The following is a 14,343-nucleotide window of genomic DNA, read 5'->3' as shown; positions in this document are numbered from 1 at the left end:
TATGTTAGATCCATCGATTGATTCTTTAATGACAAAAATTGATAGTAAGTATTCTTTAGTATCGGTAGCAGCTAAGCGTGCCCGTCAGATGCAATTGGGGGAAACGACTTTATTAAATCGTTACATTTCTCATAAAAATGTTGGAAAAGCGCTTGAGGAAATTGATGCGGATCGATTATTTTACCGCTTAGCAGATAGAGACTTAGGTTCAAGGTATGAATAAAGGATAGAAAGGGCTGACCATGTCAGGCCTTTTCTTTTGTGTTAGTAAGTGGCACGGGTATATAGATTAGCAGAACTTAGTATATGGGGGTTAGATTATGCTAAATGGTAAAAATATATTATTATGCGTGACAGGAGGCATAGCTGTATATAAGGCAGCAGCCTTGACAAGTAAACTTACCCAGGAAGGTGCAGAGGTACGTGTGATATTAAGTCAATCTGCTTGCGAGTTTGTTGCACCGCTTACCTTTCAAGCTTTATCACGAAACGATGTATATACCGATACCTTTGATGAAAAAGATTCCAAAAAAATTGCCCATATTGATTTAGCTGATTGGGCAGATTTAATATTGGTTGCTCCTGCCACCGCGAATATTATCGGAAAATTAGCAGGCGGAATTGCTGATGATATGATTTCGACGACTTTACTTGCTGCGGTTGCACCAGTTTGGATTGCCCCGGCAATGAATGTCCATATGTATAACCATCCCGCTGTACAAAAAAATATGGCTACCTTAAGAGAGTACGGCTATTCATTTATTGAGCCTGGTGAGGGATATTTAGCGTGCGGCTATGTTGGAAAAGGAAGATTAGAAGAACCGGAAAATATTGTAGCGAAAATAAATCGATTCTTTGCTCCGAGTGAAGGCAGACTATCTGGGAAAAAAATTATGATTACAGCCGGTCCTACAAGAGAAAAGATTGATCCTGTTCGTTATCTTACTAATCATTCGTCGGGGAAAATGGGTTATGCCGTTGCTGAAGAAGCAAGAAGAGAAGGTGCAGAGGTCATTTTAATCTCTGGTCCGGTTTCGTTAGCACCACCAGAAGGGATCCACGTGGTCCAAGTGGAAAGTGCACAGGAAATGTATGAAGCGGTTATGAATCGATTTGCCGATGCTGATGTCGTGATTAAATCGGCAGCCGTTGCTGATTACCGTCCGAAAGAGTATGCCGATCATAAAATAAAAAAACAGCCTGGCGAGCAGGTCATTGAGCTTGAACGAACAAAGGATATCTTAATGGAGCTGGGACAAAGAAAAGACAAGCAACTATTGATTGGTTTTGCGGCTGAGACCAACAATGTCAGTGAATATGCTAGAAAAAAGCTAAATAGTAAAAATGCAGATATGATTGTTGCAAATAATGTTAAGGAAGCTGGAGCCGGTTTTGGCACGGATACAAATATTGTAACCTTTTATCGCAAAGACGGAGTGACAAAGGAATTTCCTATTCTCTCAAAAAAGGAAGTTGCAACAAAAATCATTGATGAAGTATATCTGCTTCTAAAGGAAAATCAGTAATGACCGTTGCGAAAGTCATTGTGGATGTACCGGCCAAGCAAACGAACAGGCCCTTTGATTATGCTATACCTGAAAGGCTCAGCAGAGTTTTAATGCCTGGGATGCGTGTGATTGTTCCATTTGGTCCACGAAAGGTTCAGGGATTTGTCATGGATATTGTGGAAGAATCGGAATTTCCGAAGCTGAGAGAAATCAGCGAGCTAATGGATATTGAACCTGTACTGAATAAAGAGCTTCTTTTGCTTTCTGATTGGTTAACTGAAAAAACATTATGCTATAAGATTTCAGCCTTTCAGGTCATGCTTCCGCCTGCATTAAAAGCAAAATACGAGAAAAAAGTTAAATTGAAAAGCCGCTCACAGCTTGAGCAGCTTTCCCCTGTGTTACAAAGGCATTTTATGAACAAAGATATAATTCCTTGGGAGGAAGTGAGCGGAGGGGATGAGCTTTCACTAATTCAAAAAGCCATCGCCAATGACCTCCTTGAGGTACTATACGAGGTAAAAGAACGGATAAAAAAGAAACAAGTAAAGTTGATAAGAGCAGCTGTTTCAAAGGATAAGTTACAAGCCTATCGCTTAGAAATTCCAAGCCGTCGTATAAAACAGTTATTACTACTTGATTATTTTATCGCTGATGGTTTGCCGCTGGAAAGGTCAAAACTCATGTCAATGCTTGGGGTTTCCAGTTCTGTCATTAAGGGCCTGCTTGACAAAGGCATTTTAGCGGAAACGACAAAAGAGGTATATCGTGACCCTTATAAGGATCGAGAGATTATAAAAACAATGCCGCTAGAGCTGACACGTGATCAGGCACAGGCCATCCAACCTATTTTGTCGTCGCTAAAAGAGGAAAAACATGATGTCTTTCTTTTGTACGGTGTTACGGGAAGTGGAAAAACAGAAGTTTATTTGCAATCGATTCAACGGGTGCTTGAGCTTGGGAAGGAAGGAATTGTTCTTGTTCCAGAAATCTCATTGACACCTCAGATGGTCAATCGATTTAAAGGGCGTTTTGGAGAACAGGTTGCGGTTCTGCATAGCGGATTATCTGTGGGTGAAAAATACGATGAATGGAGAAAAATCCAACGTAAAGAAGTAAAGGTGGTTGTCGGGGCACGTTCGGCTGTTTTTGCTCCATTTGAAAACTTAGGAATCATTATTATTGATGAAGAGCATGAAACTAGCTATAAGCAAGAGGACAATCCACGATATCATGCACGTGATGTCGCCATCGAAAGAGCGAAACGCTATAATTGCCCGGTTGTATTAGGGAGTGCGACCCCCTCATTAGAAACCTTTGCCCGTGCGAAAAAAGGTGTTTATCAGTTATTAACCCTTTCAAAACGCATGAATGAGCGTAATCTGCCACATGTGGAAATTGTTGATATGCGTGAAGAGCTAAGAGAGGGAAATCGATCAATGTTTTCGCGAGTATTGCATGAAAAGCTACAGGATCGTTTAGATAAAAAAGAGCAAACGGTTTTATTTCTGAATAAAAGGGGGCACTCATCCTTTGTCATGTGTCGTGATTGTGGTTATGTTCTGCAGTGTCCAAATTGTGATATTTCCTTAACCTACCATCGATACAATCAGCAAATGAAATGCCATTATTGTGGCTACGAATCCATTGTTCCAACAACGTGTCCGGAATGTGCCAGCGACCATATTCGCTATTTTGGAACTGGAACCCAAAAAGTAGAAGAAGAAATTGCGAAAATTTTTCCACAAGCAAGAGTGATAAGAATGGATGTTGATACGACATCAAGAAAAGGGGCCCATGAAAAGCTATTAACAGAATTTCAGGAAGGTCATGCTGATATATTGCTTGGTACCCAAATGATTGCAAAAGGTCTTGATTTTCCTAATATTACGCTAGTAGGGGTATTATCAGCTGATACAATGCTCCATTTACCAGATTTTCGTTCATCCGAGAAGACCTTTCAATTATTAACCCAAGTAAGCGGCCGGGCAGGGAGACATGAGCTTGCTGGAGAAGTAGTGATTCAAACCTATACCCCTGAGCATTATAGTATTGAGCTTGCTGGGGACCAGGATTATGATCAATTTTACCAGCGGGAAATGATGATTCGTAAAATTCATAAATATCCACCCTTTTTCTATATCTCCTTAATCACTGTCAGTCATGAGGAATTGATGAAAGTCGTCTCTGTAACAGAAAAAATAACAAGATATCTTACTTCAAGATTGTCAAAGGAAGCCATTGTTCTTGGTCCAGTTGCATCACCGATTCCAAGACTGAATAATAAATATCGCTATCAATGCTTAATTAAATATAAACGTGAACCAAATCTAACTGATGCTTTGAAAGCTGTCCTCGACCATCACCAACAGGATATACATCAATCTGGCCTGCAAATAGCCATTGACAAGAACCCTTATATCCTCATGTAATTAATAAATTGCAGATTAAATGTTATGATTCAGAAAAATTGGAAAAACTAAATAGAAAAACAGGGGAGGAACCACATTGGCAGTAAAAAAAATAGTGATGCATCCGGCAGAAATATTAGAGCAGCCTTGTAAACCGGTTACATCTTTTAATAATAAGTTAAAAAAGTTGTTGAATGATATGTACGATACAATGATTGAGTTTGATGGTGTTGGCTTGGCAGCGCCCCAGGTGGGTGTGGATGAGCAAATAGCCATTGTTGATATAGATGATGGAACAGGCACGATTGAAATGATCAATCCGGAAATCCTCGAAACAAAAGGTGAGCAATTAGGTGTGGAAGGCTGTTTAAGCTTTCCTGGCTTGTATGGGGAGGTTAGCCGACCTTATTATGTGAAGGTACAAGCGCAGGACCGAAAGGGACGAAGCTTTATTATAGAAGCAGAGGATTTTCTAGCCCGGGCAATCCAGCATGAAATAGATCACCTGCATGGTATTTTGTTTACATCAAAGGTTACGAAATATATAGAGGATAAAGAGCTTCAGGAGGTGGAAGGAGAATGACTAAAATAGTTTTTATGGGTACTCCAGACTTTTCCGTTCCGGTATTAAGACAAATCATTGCAGACGGCTATCAAGTAATCGGTGTTGTTACACAGCCTGACAGACCTGTTGGTAGGAAAAAAATTCTTACTCCGCCTCCGGTTAAAGTAGAGGCGATAAACCAAGGGATACCTGTTTTTCAGCCGGAAAAAATCCGCCGACCAGAAGAGCTACAGCCTATTTTAGATTTACAGCCAGATTTGATTGTAACAGCAGCATTTGGACAAATTTTGCCAAAACAACTTCTAGCTGCACCTCGCTATGGCTGTATCAATGTCCATGCCTCATTACTTCCAGAGCTCCGTGGCGGAGCACCCATTCATTATGCGATCCTACAAGGGAAGGAAAAAACCGGAGTCACCATTATGTATATGGTGGAAAAATTAGATGCCGGAGATATATTAACGCAAGTAGAGGTTCCTATTACAGAGCATGATAATGTTGGCACCTTACATGATAAGTTAAGTGAAGCAGGTGCCAAGCTATTATCAGAGACAATGCCCAAGCTCCTAAAGGGAGAGCTTACACCCATTCAACAAAATGAGGCAGAAGCAACCTTTGCTTCCAATATTAAAAGAGACCAGGAAAAAATAGATTGGACACTAGATGGTGAAGTAATTTATAACCACATTCGTGGACTAAATCCTTGGCCTGGAGCTTATACGATATTGCAGGGAAATGTTCTTAAAATCTGGCAGTCAGAAAAAGTTCCACTATTACAAGCAGGAACAGAGAGGTCAGGTACAATTATTAAGCTGGAAGAGGATGGATTTATCGTGGCAACCGGTAATCAAACATCCATTAAAGTTCTGGAGCTTCAGCCATCAGGTAAGAAAAGAATGTCTGCTGGCCAATTTTTAAGAGGAGCTGGAAGTGACTTGACAACTGGCGTTCGATTAGGGGATTTATATGAATAATAAACGCAAAAAAAATGTACGTGAAGCAGTACTTGAGATTTTGGAGATGATTGAAAAAAATCAATCCTACAGTAATTTACTGTTAAATAATGTCATCAAAAAAAATGAACTGGAGACAAAAGACATTGGCTTATTAACAGAATTAACATATGGTACGCTGCAAAGAAAGCTGACGCTGGATTATTATTTATCTCCATTTTTAACAAATAGTAAAAAGATGGAGATGTGGGTAAGACAATTGTTAAGAATGACGGTTTATCAAATGGTGTACTTGGATAAAGTACCGGACAGGGCAGCTATTTATGAGGCAGTTGAAATTGCTAAAAAGCGTGGTCATAAAGGAATCGCTAGTCTTGTGAATGGTGTTCTACGCAGTCTTCAACGAAAAGGTCTTCCTTCCTTTGAGATGATTGAGGACCCAATTGAAAGGCTGGCTGTTTCAACAAGTCATCCTCTTTGGCTTGTCAAGCGTTGGGTGCATCAGTTTGGCTTCGAAAGCACAAAAGAAATGTGTGAAATCAATTTAACTGCACCGGTTATGACCGCTCGTGTAAATACAACAAAAGTAACCAGAGAAAAATGTTTAACGCTTTTAGTGGACGAGGGCTATGCAGTCGAGCCAAGCCCTACGGTTCCGGAGGCGATTCTTTGTTACAAAGGAAACCTTGCTCATTCTAATGCTTTTAAACAGGGATTCCTAACCATTCAGGATGAAAGCTCGATGCTTGTTGCCATTTCGCTTGGTATCGAGGAAAACCAGCACGTTCTTGATGCCTGTGCAGCGCCGGGTGGAAAGTCGACACATATTGCTGAAAGGTTAAAGGGCTCAGGTGAAGTCATATCCCTTGATTTACATGAACATAAGGTAAGGCTTATAAAGGAAAATGCTGAGAGGTTAGGTTTGACAAATATTAAAGCAAAACCGCTTGACAGCAGAACCATTCAGCAACATTATGAAAGGGAATCCTTTGACCGGATTCTTTTAGATGCCCCTTGTTCAGGTTTTGGCGTGATGAGAAGAAAACCAGATATTAAATATACAAAAAAAGAAGCAGATGTTTTACACCTGCAAAAAATTCAAAAAACATTACTAGAATCTGTTTCCCCTTTATTAAGAAAAGGTGGTATTCTAGTTTACAGTACTTGTACAATTGACCAAGAAGAAAATCAGCAGGTGGTCGATTCGTTTTTAAAGCAGCATCCCGAATTTGAACGGGACGAGACGGTTAAAGAGCGATTGCCTGAAGTGATAAAACCGCTTGTAAAAGATGGAGAAATACAAATTTTACCCCAGCATATGAATTCTGATGGTTTTTATATTGCTTGTTTAAGGAAGAAGGTGTAATGATGGAGAATTTAACAACCGAGAATCAAACAAACCAAAGCCAAAAGCCCTCCATTTATTCCTTGCAGCTTGCAGAGTTAAAGGAATGGTTAAAGGAGCATAACGAGAAGGCATTTCGAGCGGAGCAGATTTTTGATTGGTTATACCAAAAAAGAGTGACTGATTTTACGCAGATGAGCAATTTGTCTAAGAATTTAAGGGATATTCTATCCGATCATTTTACTTTGACAACTTTAAATACTATCGTACAACAAGAGTCGGCAGATGGAACCATTAAATTTTTATTTGAGCTTCATGATGGTTATTCGATTGAAACGGTATTAATGCGGCATGACTATGGTAATTCTGTATGTGTGACGACTCAGGTTGGCTGTCGCATCGGCTGTACGTTTTGTGCGTCAACGCTTGGAGGGCTCAAGCGGCATTTAGAAGCAGGAGAAATCGTAGCTCAAGTTGTTAAAGTTCAACAGGCCCTTGACGAGACAGACGAACGTGTCAGCTCTGTGGTGATTATGGGAATCGGTGAGCCCTTTGATAACTTTGATAATATGCTTTCCTTCTTGAAAATTATTAACCATGATCAAGGCTTAAATATTGGGGCAAGACATATTACAGTATCAACGAGCGGGATTATTCCGAAAATTTACCAATTTGCCGATGAAAATCTGCAAATTAACTTTGCTATTTCCCTCCATGCACCAAATACTGAATTACGAAGCCGTTTAATGCCGATTAATAAGGCCTATAAACTTCCAGATTTGATGGAGGCCGTACGTTATTATATTAATAAAACCGGTAGAAGAGTTAGCTTCGAATATGGATTATTTGGCGGAGTCAATGACCAGGTGGAGCATGCAAAAGAATTAGCGCAGCTAATCAAAGGGATAAAGTGTCACGTGAACTTAATCCCAGTCAATTATGTACCTGAACGGGACTATGTTCGCACACCACGTGATCAAATTTTTCTATTTGAGAAAACGTTAAAAGATGCAGGGGTGAATGTCACAATCCGCCGAGAACAAGGCTCAGATATAGATGCAGCTTGCGGACAGCTTCGTGCAAAGGAACGAAAAGAAGAGACGAGGTGAGTGTATGAGGACTATTTTCGTGACAGATAAAGGGAAAATCCGTCAGCACAATGAAGATAGCGGTGGAATCTTCTATAGTCAATCCGGTCATCGACTTGCCATTGTAGCAGATGGGATGGGAGGACACCGTGCTGGCGATGTCGCAAGTAAAATGGCCTTGATAAAGCTGCAGGAAGAATGGGAAAAAACAAGTATGATTGAAACCGCTGAACAAGCTGAAAACTGGTTAAGCAATCATATTCATGAGGTTAATCTTTCTCTCTATGAACATTCAAAAAATAATCCAGAATGTGAGGGTATGGGCACAACAATTGTGGCAGCTATTATAACAGAATTATTTGCCACGATTGCCCATATTGGTGACAGCCGCTGCTATATCTTAAATGAGTCTGGATTCTCTCAAGTTACAGAAGACCATTCGCTTGTGAATGAGCTTGTTCGCTCAGGTGAAATCACAAAAGAAGACGCAGAAAACCATCCGCGTAAGAATGTATTGTTGAGAGCCTTGGGCACGGAGACCTCAGTTGAAATGGATATAAAAACAATCCTGTTTGAGGAAGGTGACCGTTTATTACTTTGCTCAGATGGGTTGTCAAATAAGGTGTCTGAGACGGAAATAGTCGATATTCTGCAGACGAATTTTACGATTGATGAAAAAGCTAATAGGCTCATTAAACTCGCTAATGATAATGGTGGTGAGGATAATATCACGTTGATCATCGTTGAATATTATCTTGATGGCTTTATGGGTGATGTCCAATGATGATTGGGAAGAGAATAAGTGGTCGCTATAAAGTATTAGAGATGGTTGGCGGCGGTGGAATGGCTAATGTCTATTTAGCCCATGACATGATTCTAGATAGAGATGTGGCAGTGAAGGTGTTACGGCTTGACTTCGCAAATAATGATGAATTTATTCGCCGCTTTCACCGTGAAGCGCAATCGGCGACAAGCCTTGCACATCCAAACATCGTTAATATATTTGATGTTGGAGAAGAGGAAGACTCCATCTATTATATAGTCATGGAATATGTGAAAGGACAAACTCTCAAAGAATACATACAAAAGCACTCACCCATACCGATTGATGCTGCTCTTGATATTATGCAGCAGCTTACTTCAGCGATTTTACATGCCCATCAAAATCATATAATCCACCGCGATATTAAACCACAAAATATTCTTGTGGATCAAAGTGGAATTGTCAAAATTACTGATTTCGGTATTGCCATGGCATTAAGCGCAACAAGTATAACCCAAACTAATTCAGTTCTTGGTTCTGTTCATTATTTGTCACCTGAACAAGCGAGAGGGGGAGTCGCAACTAATAAATCGGATATATATTCACTTGGGATTGTGATGTTCGAATTATTAACTGGCAGACTACCATTTTCCGGAGAATCTGCTGTTTCCATTGCATTAAAGCATTTACAGTCTGAAACTCCATCATTGCGAAGATGGAACCCTTCTATACCGCAAAGCGTAGAAAATATCGTATTAAAAGCAACGGCCAAGGACCCCTTCCATCGTTATTCGAGCGTCGAGGAGATGGCTGAAGATATAAGAACGGCTTTGGACCCAAACCGATTAGATGAACCTAAGTTTTCAGTTCCTTTGGATATTGATGCAACAAAGGCAATTCCAATTATTACAGATGATCGGCCTTATTCTAATCTTGATGAAACGATTGTCCATGAAAAAGATGGCAAACAGAATACTGAATCGATACCAGTAAAAGCAACCGTTACTGGTAAGGATAAAAAGAAAAATAAAAAATTGCCTATAATATTATTTTCTGTACTAAGCATACTAATTATTCTTGCCGTCTTAACGATTACAGTACTTCCAGCGCTTTTCTCACCAAAGGATATCGAAATTCCGGACGTATCCGGATTGGAATTGGATCAAGCTGTTTCAGAGCTTGTGACAGCTGGGTTTGTGATAGGTGAAACAAAAGAAATGAGCCATGAAGAGCTGGAAGAGGGTTTTGTTGTAAAAACAGAACCAAAGGCAGGTAAAAAGGTAAAGGAAGGAACAAAAGTTACCATTTTTGAAAGCTCCGGAAAACCAACCTTTGAGTTATTGGATTATACAGGTAGACTATATGATGATGTAGTTACCCTCTTAAAGGATAAGGGCTTTAAGGATATTAGAAAAACGGAGGCTTTTGACGAGACAGCTGCTGCTGGTACTATTCTAAAGCAAAATTATCCTTCCGGTGAAGAAGTAATTCCTGATGAAACGGTCCTTGAATTTACGATATCAAAAGGACCTGCTTTGATTGAGGTTAAGGATTTAAATGGCTATAATGCAGCCTTGGTTAAAACCTATGCTGAGTCTGTAGGATTAGAGGCTGATGTATCCCAGGAGGAATTCAGTGAAACTATACCAAAAGGTCTTGTTATTTCTCAAACACCTGAGCCTGGTGCAACGGTGAAAAAAGGTTCGAAAATAACGGTTATCATATCAAAAGGACCTGAGGAAATACCGCCAAAAACAGTGACCAAGGAAATTGATATTCCTTATGAGCCAGAAGTGGATGGGGTGCCACAGGAAGTACAGATTTTTATTGAAGATATGAACAAAAGTATGACCGAGGCGGATGAGACGTTTTATATTACAGAAAACACTAAAAAAGTGATTGAATTAATGATTGTTCATGATAAATCAGCTGGTTATAAGGTAATGCGCGATAAAAATGTCATTCTTGAAGAAACTGTTCCATACCCCGAATAAGGAATCATCAAAAATACATTAAGGGAGCGTTGCTATGCCTGAAGGTAAAATTGTGAAAGCATTGAGTGGTTTTTATTATGTCTTGAGTAATGATAAATTAGTTCAATGTCGAGGTCGTGGAGTGTTTCGAAAAAACAAAATTACACCCTTAGTTGGGGATGAGGTCGTCTTTCAGGCTGATAATGATACGGAGGGCTATATCCTTGAAATTAAGGAGCGGAAAAATGAGCTAGTCCGCCCACCAATTGCAAATGTTGATCAAGCAATCCTTGTGTTTTCAGCTGTCGAACCTGACTTCAGCACTTCTTTACTAGATCGGTTCCTTGTTCTGATCGAATATCATCAGATTCGACCATTGATTTGTATTACGAAAATGGATTTGGCAAATGAAGCTGAAAAAAACAGGATTCACCAATTTGCAGATGATTATCGGAAAGCTGGATATGATGTATTGTTAACCTCTTCCGAGACGGCTGAAGGAATAAATGAACTATTCCCTTACATAAAAGGAGAAATTTCTGTTTTTGCAGGTCAGTCTGGGGTTGGTAAATCCTCTTTGTTAAATGTACTTCGTCCTGATTTGAGCTTAAAGACAAATGATATTTCTAACCATCTTGGCAGGGGGAAACATACAACACGACATGTTGAATTAATTCACATTGGTGAGGGACTAGTCGCAGACACTCCTGGCTTTAGTTCTTTAGAGTTTACAGAAATTGAAGTGGAGGATTTGAATTATTGTTTTCCTGAAATTCAAACCCTCAGTAAAGCATGTAAGTTTCGGGGGTGTCTGCATATCTCGGAGCCAAGATGTGCCGTAAAAGCGAGCTACGAAAATGGGGAACTGCCAGCCTATCGTTATGAACATTATCTAGAATTTCTAGATGAAATTAAAAATAGAAAGCCGAGGTATTAAAGATGATAAAAATTGCACCATCTATACTTTCTGCTGATTTCTCTAAATTGGGAGACGAGATTAAGGACGTTGAAAAGGGAGGCGCTGATTACATCCATGTGGATGTAATGGACGGTCACTATGTTCCAAATATCACCATCGGGCCATTGATTGTGGAAAGTGTTAGACCTGTTACAAAGCTGCCCCTTGATGTTCATTTAATGATTGAAAATCCGGATGACTATATTGAGGCCTTTGCTAAAGCAGGTGCAGATTATATTACGGTTCATGTCGAGGCATGTGTTCATCTCCACCGGACAATCCAATTAATTAAATCATTCGGTGTGAAAGCAGGAGTTGTCTTAAATCCGGCGACACCGGTTCAACTGATTGAACATATTATTGAGGATATTGACATGGTGTTACTAATGTCAGTAAACCCTGGATTTGGCGGGCAAAAATTTATCCCATCAGTCCTCACTAAAATAAAGCAAGTAAAGGAAATGATTGACGAAAAAGGCCTGAATGTTGAAATTGAGGTTGATGGCGGTGTGAATGAAGAAACGGCTCCTCTTTGTATTCAAGCGGGCGCTACGGTGTTAGTTGCAGGCTCAGCTGTTTATGGTCAGGCTGATCGTGGACAAGCCATTGCTGCATTAAAAGGGTAAGAAAAAGAAAGAAGAAGTCAGCTTAGAGGCGGGCTTCTTTTTCTTTCAAAGAAGAAGGGGTGAAGGTTGTGATTATACATTTAATTGGTGGTGGTCCGGACAATCTTCTGCCGGATCTCTCCTTTTTTCAAGAGCAGAATATTATTTGGGCAGGGGTTGATCGTGGCGTCTATACGTTAATTGAACATGGAATTAAACCAGATATAGCATTTGGAGATTTTGATTCTGTTACCGAGATGGAATACTCCATCATAAAGAGTACAGTAACAGAGTTAAATCAATATCAACCTGAGAAGGATGAAACCGACATGGAGCATGCCCTTAAATGGGCTATTAAACAGGAACCCCATATCATCCGTATGTTTGGTACCACTGGGGGAAGGCTCGATCATATGTTTGGAAATATTCAATTACTCATGGATAATAGTATGAACTATCAGGATATTCATATTGAAATGATTGATGTGCAAAACACGATTTTCATTCGTCCTCCTGGGGAGCATACCCTTCAAAAGGTGACGGAGAAAAAATATATTTCTTTTATTCCCTTAACCGGTGAAGTAAAGGGCATTACACTAACGGGGTTTAAATATCCTTTATACAATCGTCATATTTCGATTGGCTCGACATTATGTATTAGTAATGAGCTTCTTGGTGATTCTGGTACTTTTTCTTTTTCTAAAGGCATATTAATGATTGTAAGAAGTACTGATTAAAAGCTTAAATAAAAAGTACTTATTACTGATATTTGAATAAGATAATGTGGTTGAAAAATTCAAAGTCGTCTTTAGCTGGTTTAGCTCTCAAGTACGAGTTTGTATATGTTTGAGGAGGGACGTAACGATGAAATTTTATACAATTAAGTTGCCTAAATTTTTAGGCGGTCTTGTCCGGGCGATGTTAGGTACTTTTAAAAAGGGATGACCAACATTTTTCTACCATCCATTGGGGATATAAATAAAATACAGGAAAATAATAAATAACAATATTATATAGGCACCCAGTCATGGGTGTTTTTCTTCGTCTTATCGTATAAAAAAAGACGCCCCAAAAGGACGTCGCACTTTTTATACACGTTCAACCTTACCTGATTTTAACGCTCTTGCTGAAACCCAAACACGCTTTGGCTTTCCGTTTACAAGAATACGAACTTTTTGAAGGTTTGCACCCCAAGTACGTTTGTTAGCGTTCATTGCATGGGAGCGTGCGTTACCTGTAGTTGTTTTTTTACCAGTTACAACACATTTACGTGGCATATATTTTCCCTCCTTACTAGAAAAACTGAATCGTTTCATACAGTTCAGTTACATTTTTATTAATCAGATCTTTTATCCATCTGGAAAAAATGAGAAAAACAGGACATACTCTGTTTTTCATCCATTAAAGATACCTTAATAATTTATCACACAACCATCCCATTTGCAATACTTCAAATCAAACCTTTCAAGAAAAATTACTTGACAATCTTGGATGCGGAGGGCGCTCGCCCAGCCGCGACAAGCTTAAGCCATGTCGGGGATGAGGTTCGCCCTTTAACCTCATCATCGACATGGCTTAAGACCTCGAGCGGCTAGCGCCCGCAGCTCGACAATCTTGGATGCGGAGGGCGCTCGCCCAGCCGCGACAAGCAAAAATATGCAGGCTAAAACTCATATATAGACAACACTAAAGGTTTTAAGATAATTTAGCGAAAATTGACGCATAATAAGTATGCCTTTTAAAATTGGAAAGCTTATAGTAAAATGTCATTAGTCAAGGAGCAATTTCCAAAAGGGGGAAAACTCATGTCCATCGAATTAAAAACTACTTACGGACAAATAGATATATCAAATGAAGTGATTGCCACCATTGCTGGCGGTGCGGCAGTAGATTGTTACGGAATTGTCGGAATGGCATCAAAAAATCAAATCAAAGATGGTTTAACAGATATTTTACGAAAAGAAAACTTTACCCGCGGCGTTATCGTGCGTCAAGAGGAAGAAAAAGTACATATCGATATGTATATCATTGTTAGCTACGGAACAAAAATTTCTGAGATTGCCCACAATGTACAATCAAAAGTGAAATATACATTGGATAAAACAGTTGGACTTGCCGTTGACACAGTAAATATATACGTTCAGGGTGTTCGTGTAACGAATCCGTAGTGAGGG

The 14,343-nt window shown here is 39.6% G+C and carries 15 protein-coding genes; 14 read left to right on the top strand and 1 reads right to left on the bottom strand.

The annotated features are described in order from the left end of the window. The first annotated feature begins 1 nt into the window (after nucleotide 1). The 13 genes from rpoZ to spoVM all read left to right on the top strand — a co-directional run bounded on the left by rpoZ (nucleotide 2) and on the right by spoVM (nucleotide 13,114). Complete coding sequence (rpoZ, locus tag BQ5321_RS15765) at nucleotides 2-223, top strand: DNA-directed RNA polymerase subunit omega (protein ID WP_071395389.1); 222 nt, start codon at nucleotides 2-4, stop codon at nucleotides 221-223. Between the two features lie 97 nt (nucleotides 224-320). Further along, a complete protein-coding gene (coaBC, locus tag BQ5321_RS15760; protein ID WP_071395388.1) occupies nucleotides 321-1,526 on the top strand; it encodes a bifunctional phosphopantothenoylcysteine decarboxylase/phosphopantothenate--cysteine ligase CoaBC in 1,206 nt (401 codons plus the stop codon). Then, on the top strand, nucleotides 1,526-3,940 hold the full coding sequence (priA, locus tag BQ5321_RS15755; protein ID WP_071395387.1) for a primosomal protein N': 2,415 nt from the start codon (nucleotides 1,526-1,528) through the stop codon (nucleotides 3,938-3,940). The genes coaBC and priA overlap by 1 nt, the downstream gene beginning before the upstream one ends. 76 nt (nucleotides 3,941-4,016) lie before the next feature. Further along, on the top strand, nucleotides 4,017-4,502 hold the full coding sequence (gene def / locus BQ5321_RS15750; RefSeq protein WP_071395386.1) for a peptide deformylase: 486 nt from the start codon (nucleotides 4,017-4,019) through the stop codon (nucleotides 4,500-4,502). Next, complete coding sequence (gene fmt / locus BQ5321_RS15745) at nucleotides 4,499-5,458, top strand: methionyl-tRNA formyltransferase (protein WP_071395385.1); 960 nt, start codon at nucleotides 4,499-4,501, stop codon at nucleotides 5,456-5,458. The genes def and fmt overlap by 4 nt, the downstream gene beginning before the upstream one ends. Next, the gene (rsmB, locus tag BQ5321_RS15740; RefSeq protein WP_071395384.1) at nucleotides 5,451-6,803 is read left to right on the top strand and encodes a 16S rRNA (cytosine(967)-C(5))-methyltransferase RsmB; all 1,353 of its coding nucleotides are present in this window, start codon (nucleotides 5,451-5,453) and stop codon (nucleotides 6,801-6,803) included. The genes fmt and rsmB overlap by 8 nt, the downstream gene beginning before the upstream one ends. Beyond that, nucleotides 6,803-7,891: a dual-specificity RNA methyltransferase RlmN gene (gene rlmN / locus BQ5321_RS15735; RefSeq protein ID WP_390622168.1), complete on the top strand. Its 1,089-nt coding sequence runs from the start codon at nucleotides 6,803-6,805 to the stop codon at nucleotides 7,889-7,891. Before rsmB ends, rlmN begins: the two co-directional genes overlap by 1 nt. A gap of 4 nt (nucleotides 7,892-7,895) precedes the next feature. Next, a complete protein-coding gene (locus BQ5321_RS15730) occupies nucleotides 7,896-8,654 on the top strand; it encodes a Stp1/IreP family PP2C-type Ser/Thr phosphatase (RefSeq protein ID WP_071395383.1) in 759 nt (252 codons plus the stop codon). Then, nucleotides 8,651-10,627 (top strand): Stk1 family PASTA domain-containing Ser/Thr kinase, encoded by a 1,977-nt coding sequence (gene pknB / locus BQ5321_RS15725; protein ID WP_071395382.1) that lies wholly within the window; start codon nucleotides 8,651-8,653, stop codon nucleotides 10,625-10,627. The genes BQ5321_RS15730 and pknB overlap by 4 nt, the downstream gene beginning before the upstream one ends. A gap of 34 nt (nucleotides 10,628-10,661) precedes the next feature. Next, entirely contained in the window at nucleotides 10,662-11,543 is an 882-nt protein-coding gene (rsgA, locus tag BQ5321_RS15720; RefSeq protein WP_071395381.1) for a ribosome small subunit-dependent GTPase A, read from the top strand. A 2-nt stretch (nucleotides 11,544-11,545) separates the two neighbouring features. Next, complete coding sequence (gene rpe, locus BQ5321_RS15715) at nucleotides 11,546-12,190, top strand: ribulose-phosphate 3-epimerase (RefSeq protein ID WP_071395380.1); 645 nt, start codon at nucleotides 11,546-11,548, stop codon at nucleotides 12,188-12,190. A gap of 68 nt (nucleotides 12,191-12,258) precedes the next feature. Beyond that, the gene (locus BQ5321_RS15710; protein ID WP_071395379.1) at nucleotides 12,259-12,906 is read left to right on the top strand and encodes a thiamine diphosphokinase; all 648 of its coding nucleotides are present in this window, start codon (nucleotides 12,259-12,261) and stop codon (nucleotides 12,904-12,906) included. A gap of 127 nt (nucleotides 12,907-13,033) precedes the next feature. Beyond that, nucleotides 13,034-13,114, top strand: a complete 81-nt coding sequence (spoVM, locus tag BQ5321_RS15705) for a stage V sporulation protein SpoVM (protein ID WP_071395378.1) — start codon at nucleotides 13,034-13,036, stop codon at nucleotides 13,112-13,114. Between the two features lie 143 nt (nucleotides 13,115-13,257). Here spoVM and rpmB read toward each other — a convergent pair whose 3' ends face one another. After that, on the bottom strand, nucleotides 13,258-13,446 hold the full coding sequence (gene rpmB, locus BQ5321_RS15700) for a 50S ribosomal protein L28 (RefSeq protein WP_071395377.1): 189 nt from the start codon (nucleotides 13,444-13,446) through the stop codon (nucleotides 13,258-13,260). 528 nt (nucleotides 13,447-13,974) lie between these two features. Between rpmB and BQ5321_RS15695 the strand changes: the two genes are divergently transcribed. Beyond that, nucleotides 13,975-14,337, top strand: coding sequence for an Asp23/Gls24 family envelope stress response protein (locus tag BQ5321_RS15695; RefSeq protein WP_071395376.1), 363 nt, complete (start codon nucleotides 13,975-13,977; stop codon nucleotides 14,335-14,337). The last annotated feature ends 6 nt before the right edge of the window (nucleotides 14,338-14,343 follow it).

Origin of the sequence: Bacillus tuaregi, from assembly GCF_900104575.1 — a bacterium.
Taxonomy (GTDB): domain Bacteria; phylum Bacillota; class Bacilli; order Bacillales; family Cytobacillaceae; genus Bacillus_BD; species Bacillus_BD tuaregi.
Note: the sequence above shows the minus strand (reverse complement) of the source record. Positions and strands in the feature narration are given on the sequence as shown.

What these genes read in the sequence shown, in the direction of transcription:
- rlmN (WP_390622168.1), top strand. Translation starts at nt 6,803, where the DNA reads ATGATGGAGAATTTAACAACCGAGAATCAAACAAACCAAAGCCAAAAG.
- coaBC (WP_071395388.1), top strand. Translation starts at nt 321, where the DNA reads ATGCTAAATGGTAAAAATATATTATTATGCGTGACAGGAGGCATAGCT.
- fmt (WP_071395385.1), top strand. Translation starts at nt 4,499, where the DNA reads ATGACTAAAATAGTTTTTATGGGTACTCCAGACTTTTCCGTTCCGGTA.
- rsgA (WP_071395381.1), top strand. Translation starts at nt 10,662, where the DNA reads ATGCCTGAAGGTAAAATTGTGAAAGCATTGAGTGGTTTTTATTATGTC.
- rpe (WP_071395380.1), top strand. Translation starts at nt 11,546, where the DNA reads ATGATAAAAATTGCACCATCTATACTTTCTGCTGATTTCTCTAAATTG.
- BQ5321_RS15695 (WP_071395376.1), top strand. Translation starts at nt 13,975, where the DNA reads ATGTCCATCGAATTAAAAACTACTTACGGACAAATAGATATATCAAAT.
- pknB (WP_071395382.1), top strand. Translation starts at nt 8,651, where the DNA reads ATGATGATTGGGAAGAGAATAAGTGGTCGCTATAAAGTATTAGAGATG.
- BQ5321_RS15730 (WP_071395383.1), top strand. Translation starts at nt 7,896, where the DNA reads ATGAGGACTATTTTCGTGACAGATAAAGGGAAAATCCGTCAGCACAAT.
- rsmB (WP_071395384.1), top strand. Translation starts at nt 5,451, where the DNA reads ATGAATAATAAACGCAAAAAAAATGTACGTGAAGCAGTACTTGAGATT.
- spoVM (WP_071395378.1), top strand. Translation starts at nt 13,034, where the DNA reads ATGAAATTTTATACAATTAAGTTGCCTAAATTTTTAGGCGGTCTTGTC.
- rpmB (WP_071395377.1), bottom strand. Translation starts at nt 13,446, where the DNA reads ATGCCACGTAAATGTGTTGTAACTGGTAAAAAAACAACTACAGGTAAC.
- rpoZ (WP_071395389.1), top strand. Translation starts at nt 2, where the DNA reads ATGTTAGATCCATCGATTGATTCTTTAATGACAAAAATTGATAGTAAG.
- priA (WP_071395387.1), top strand. Translation starts at nt 1,526, where the DNA reads ATGACCGTTGCGAAAGTCATTGTGGATGTACCGGCCAAGCAAACGAAC.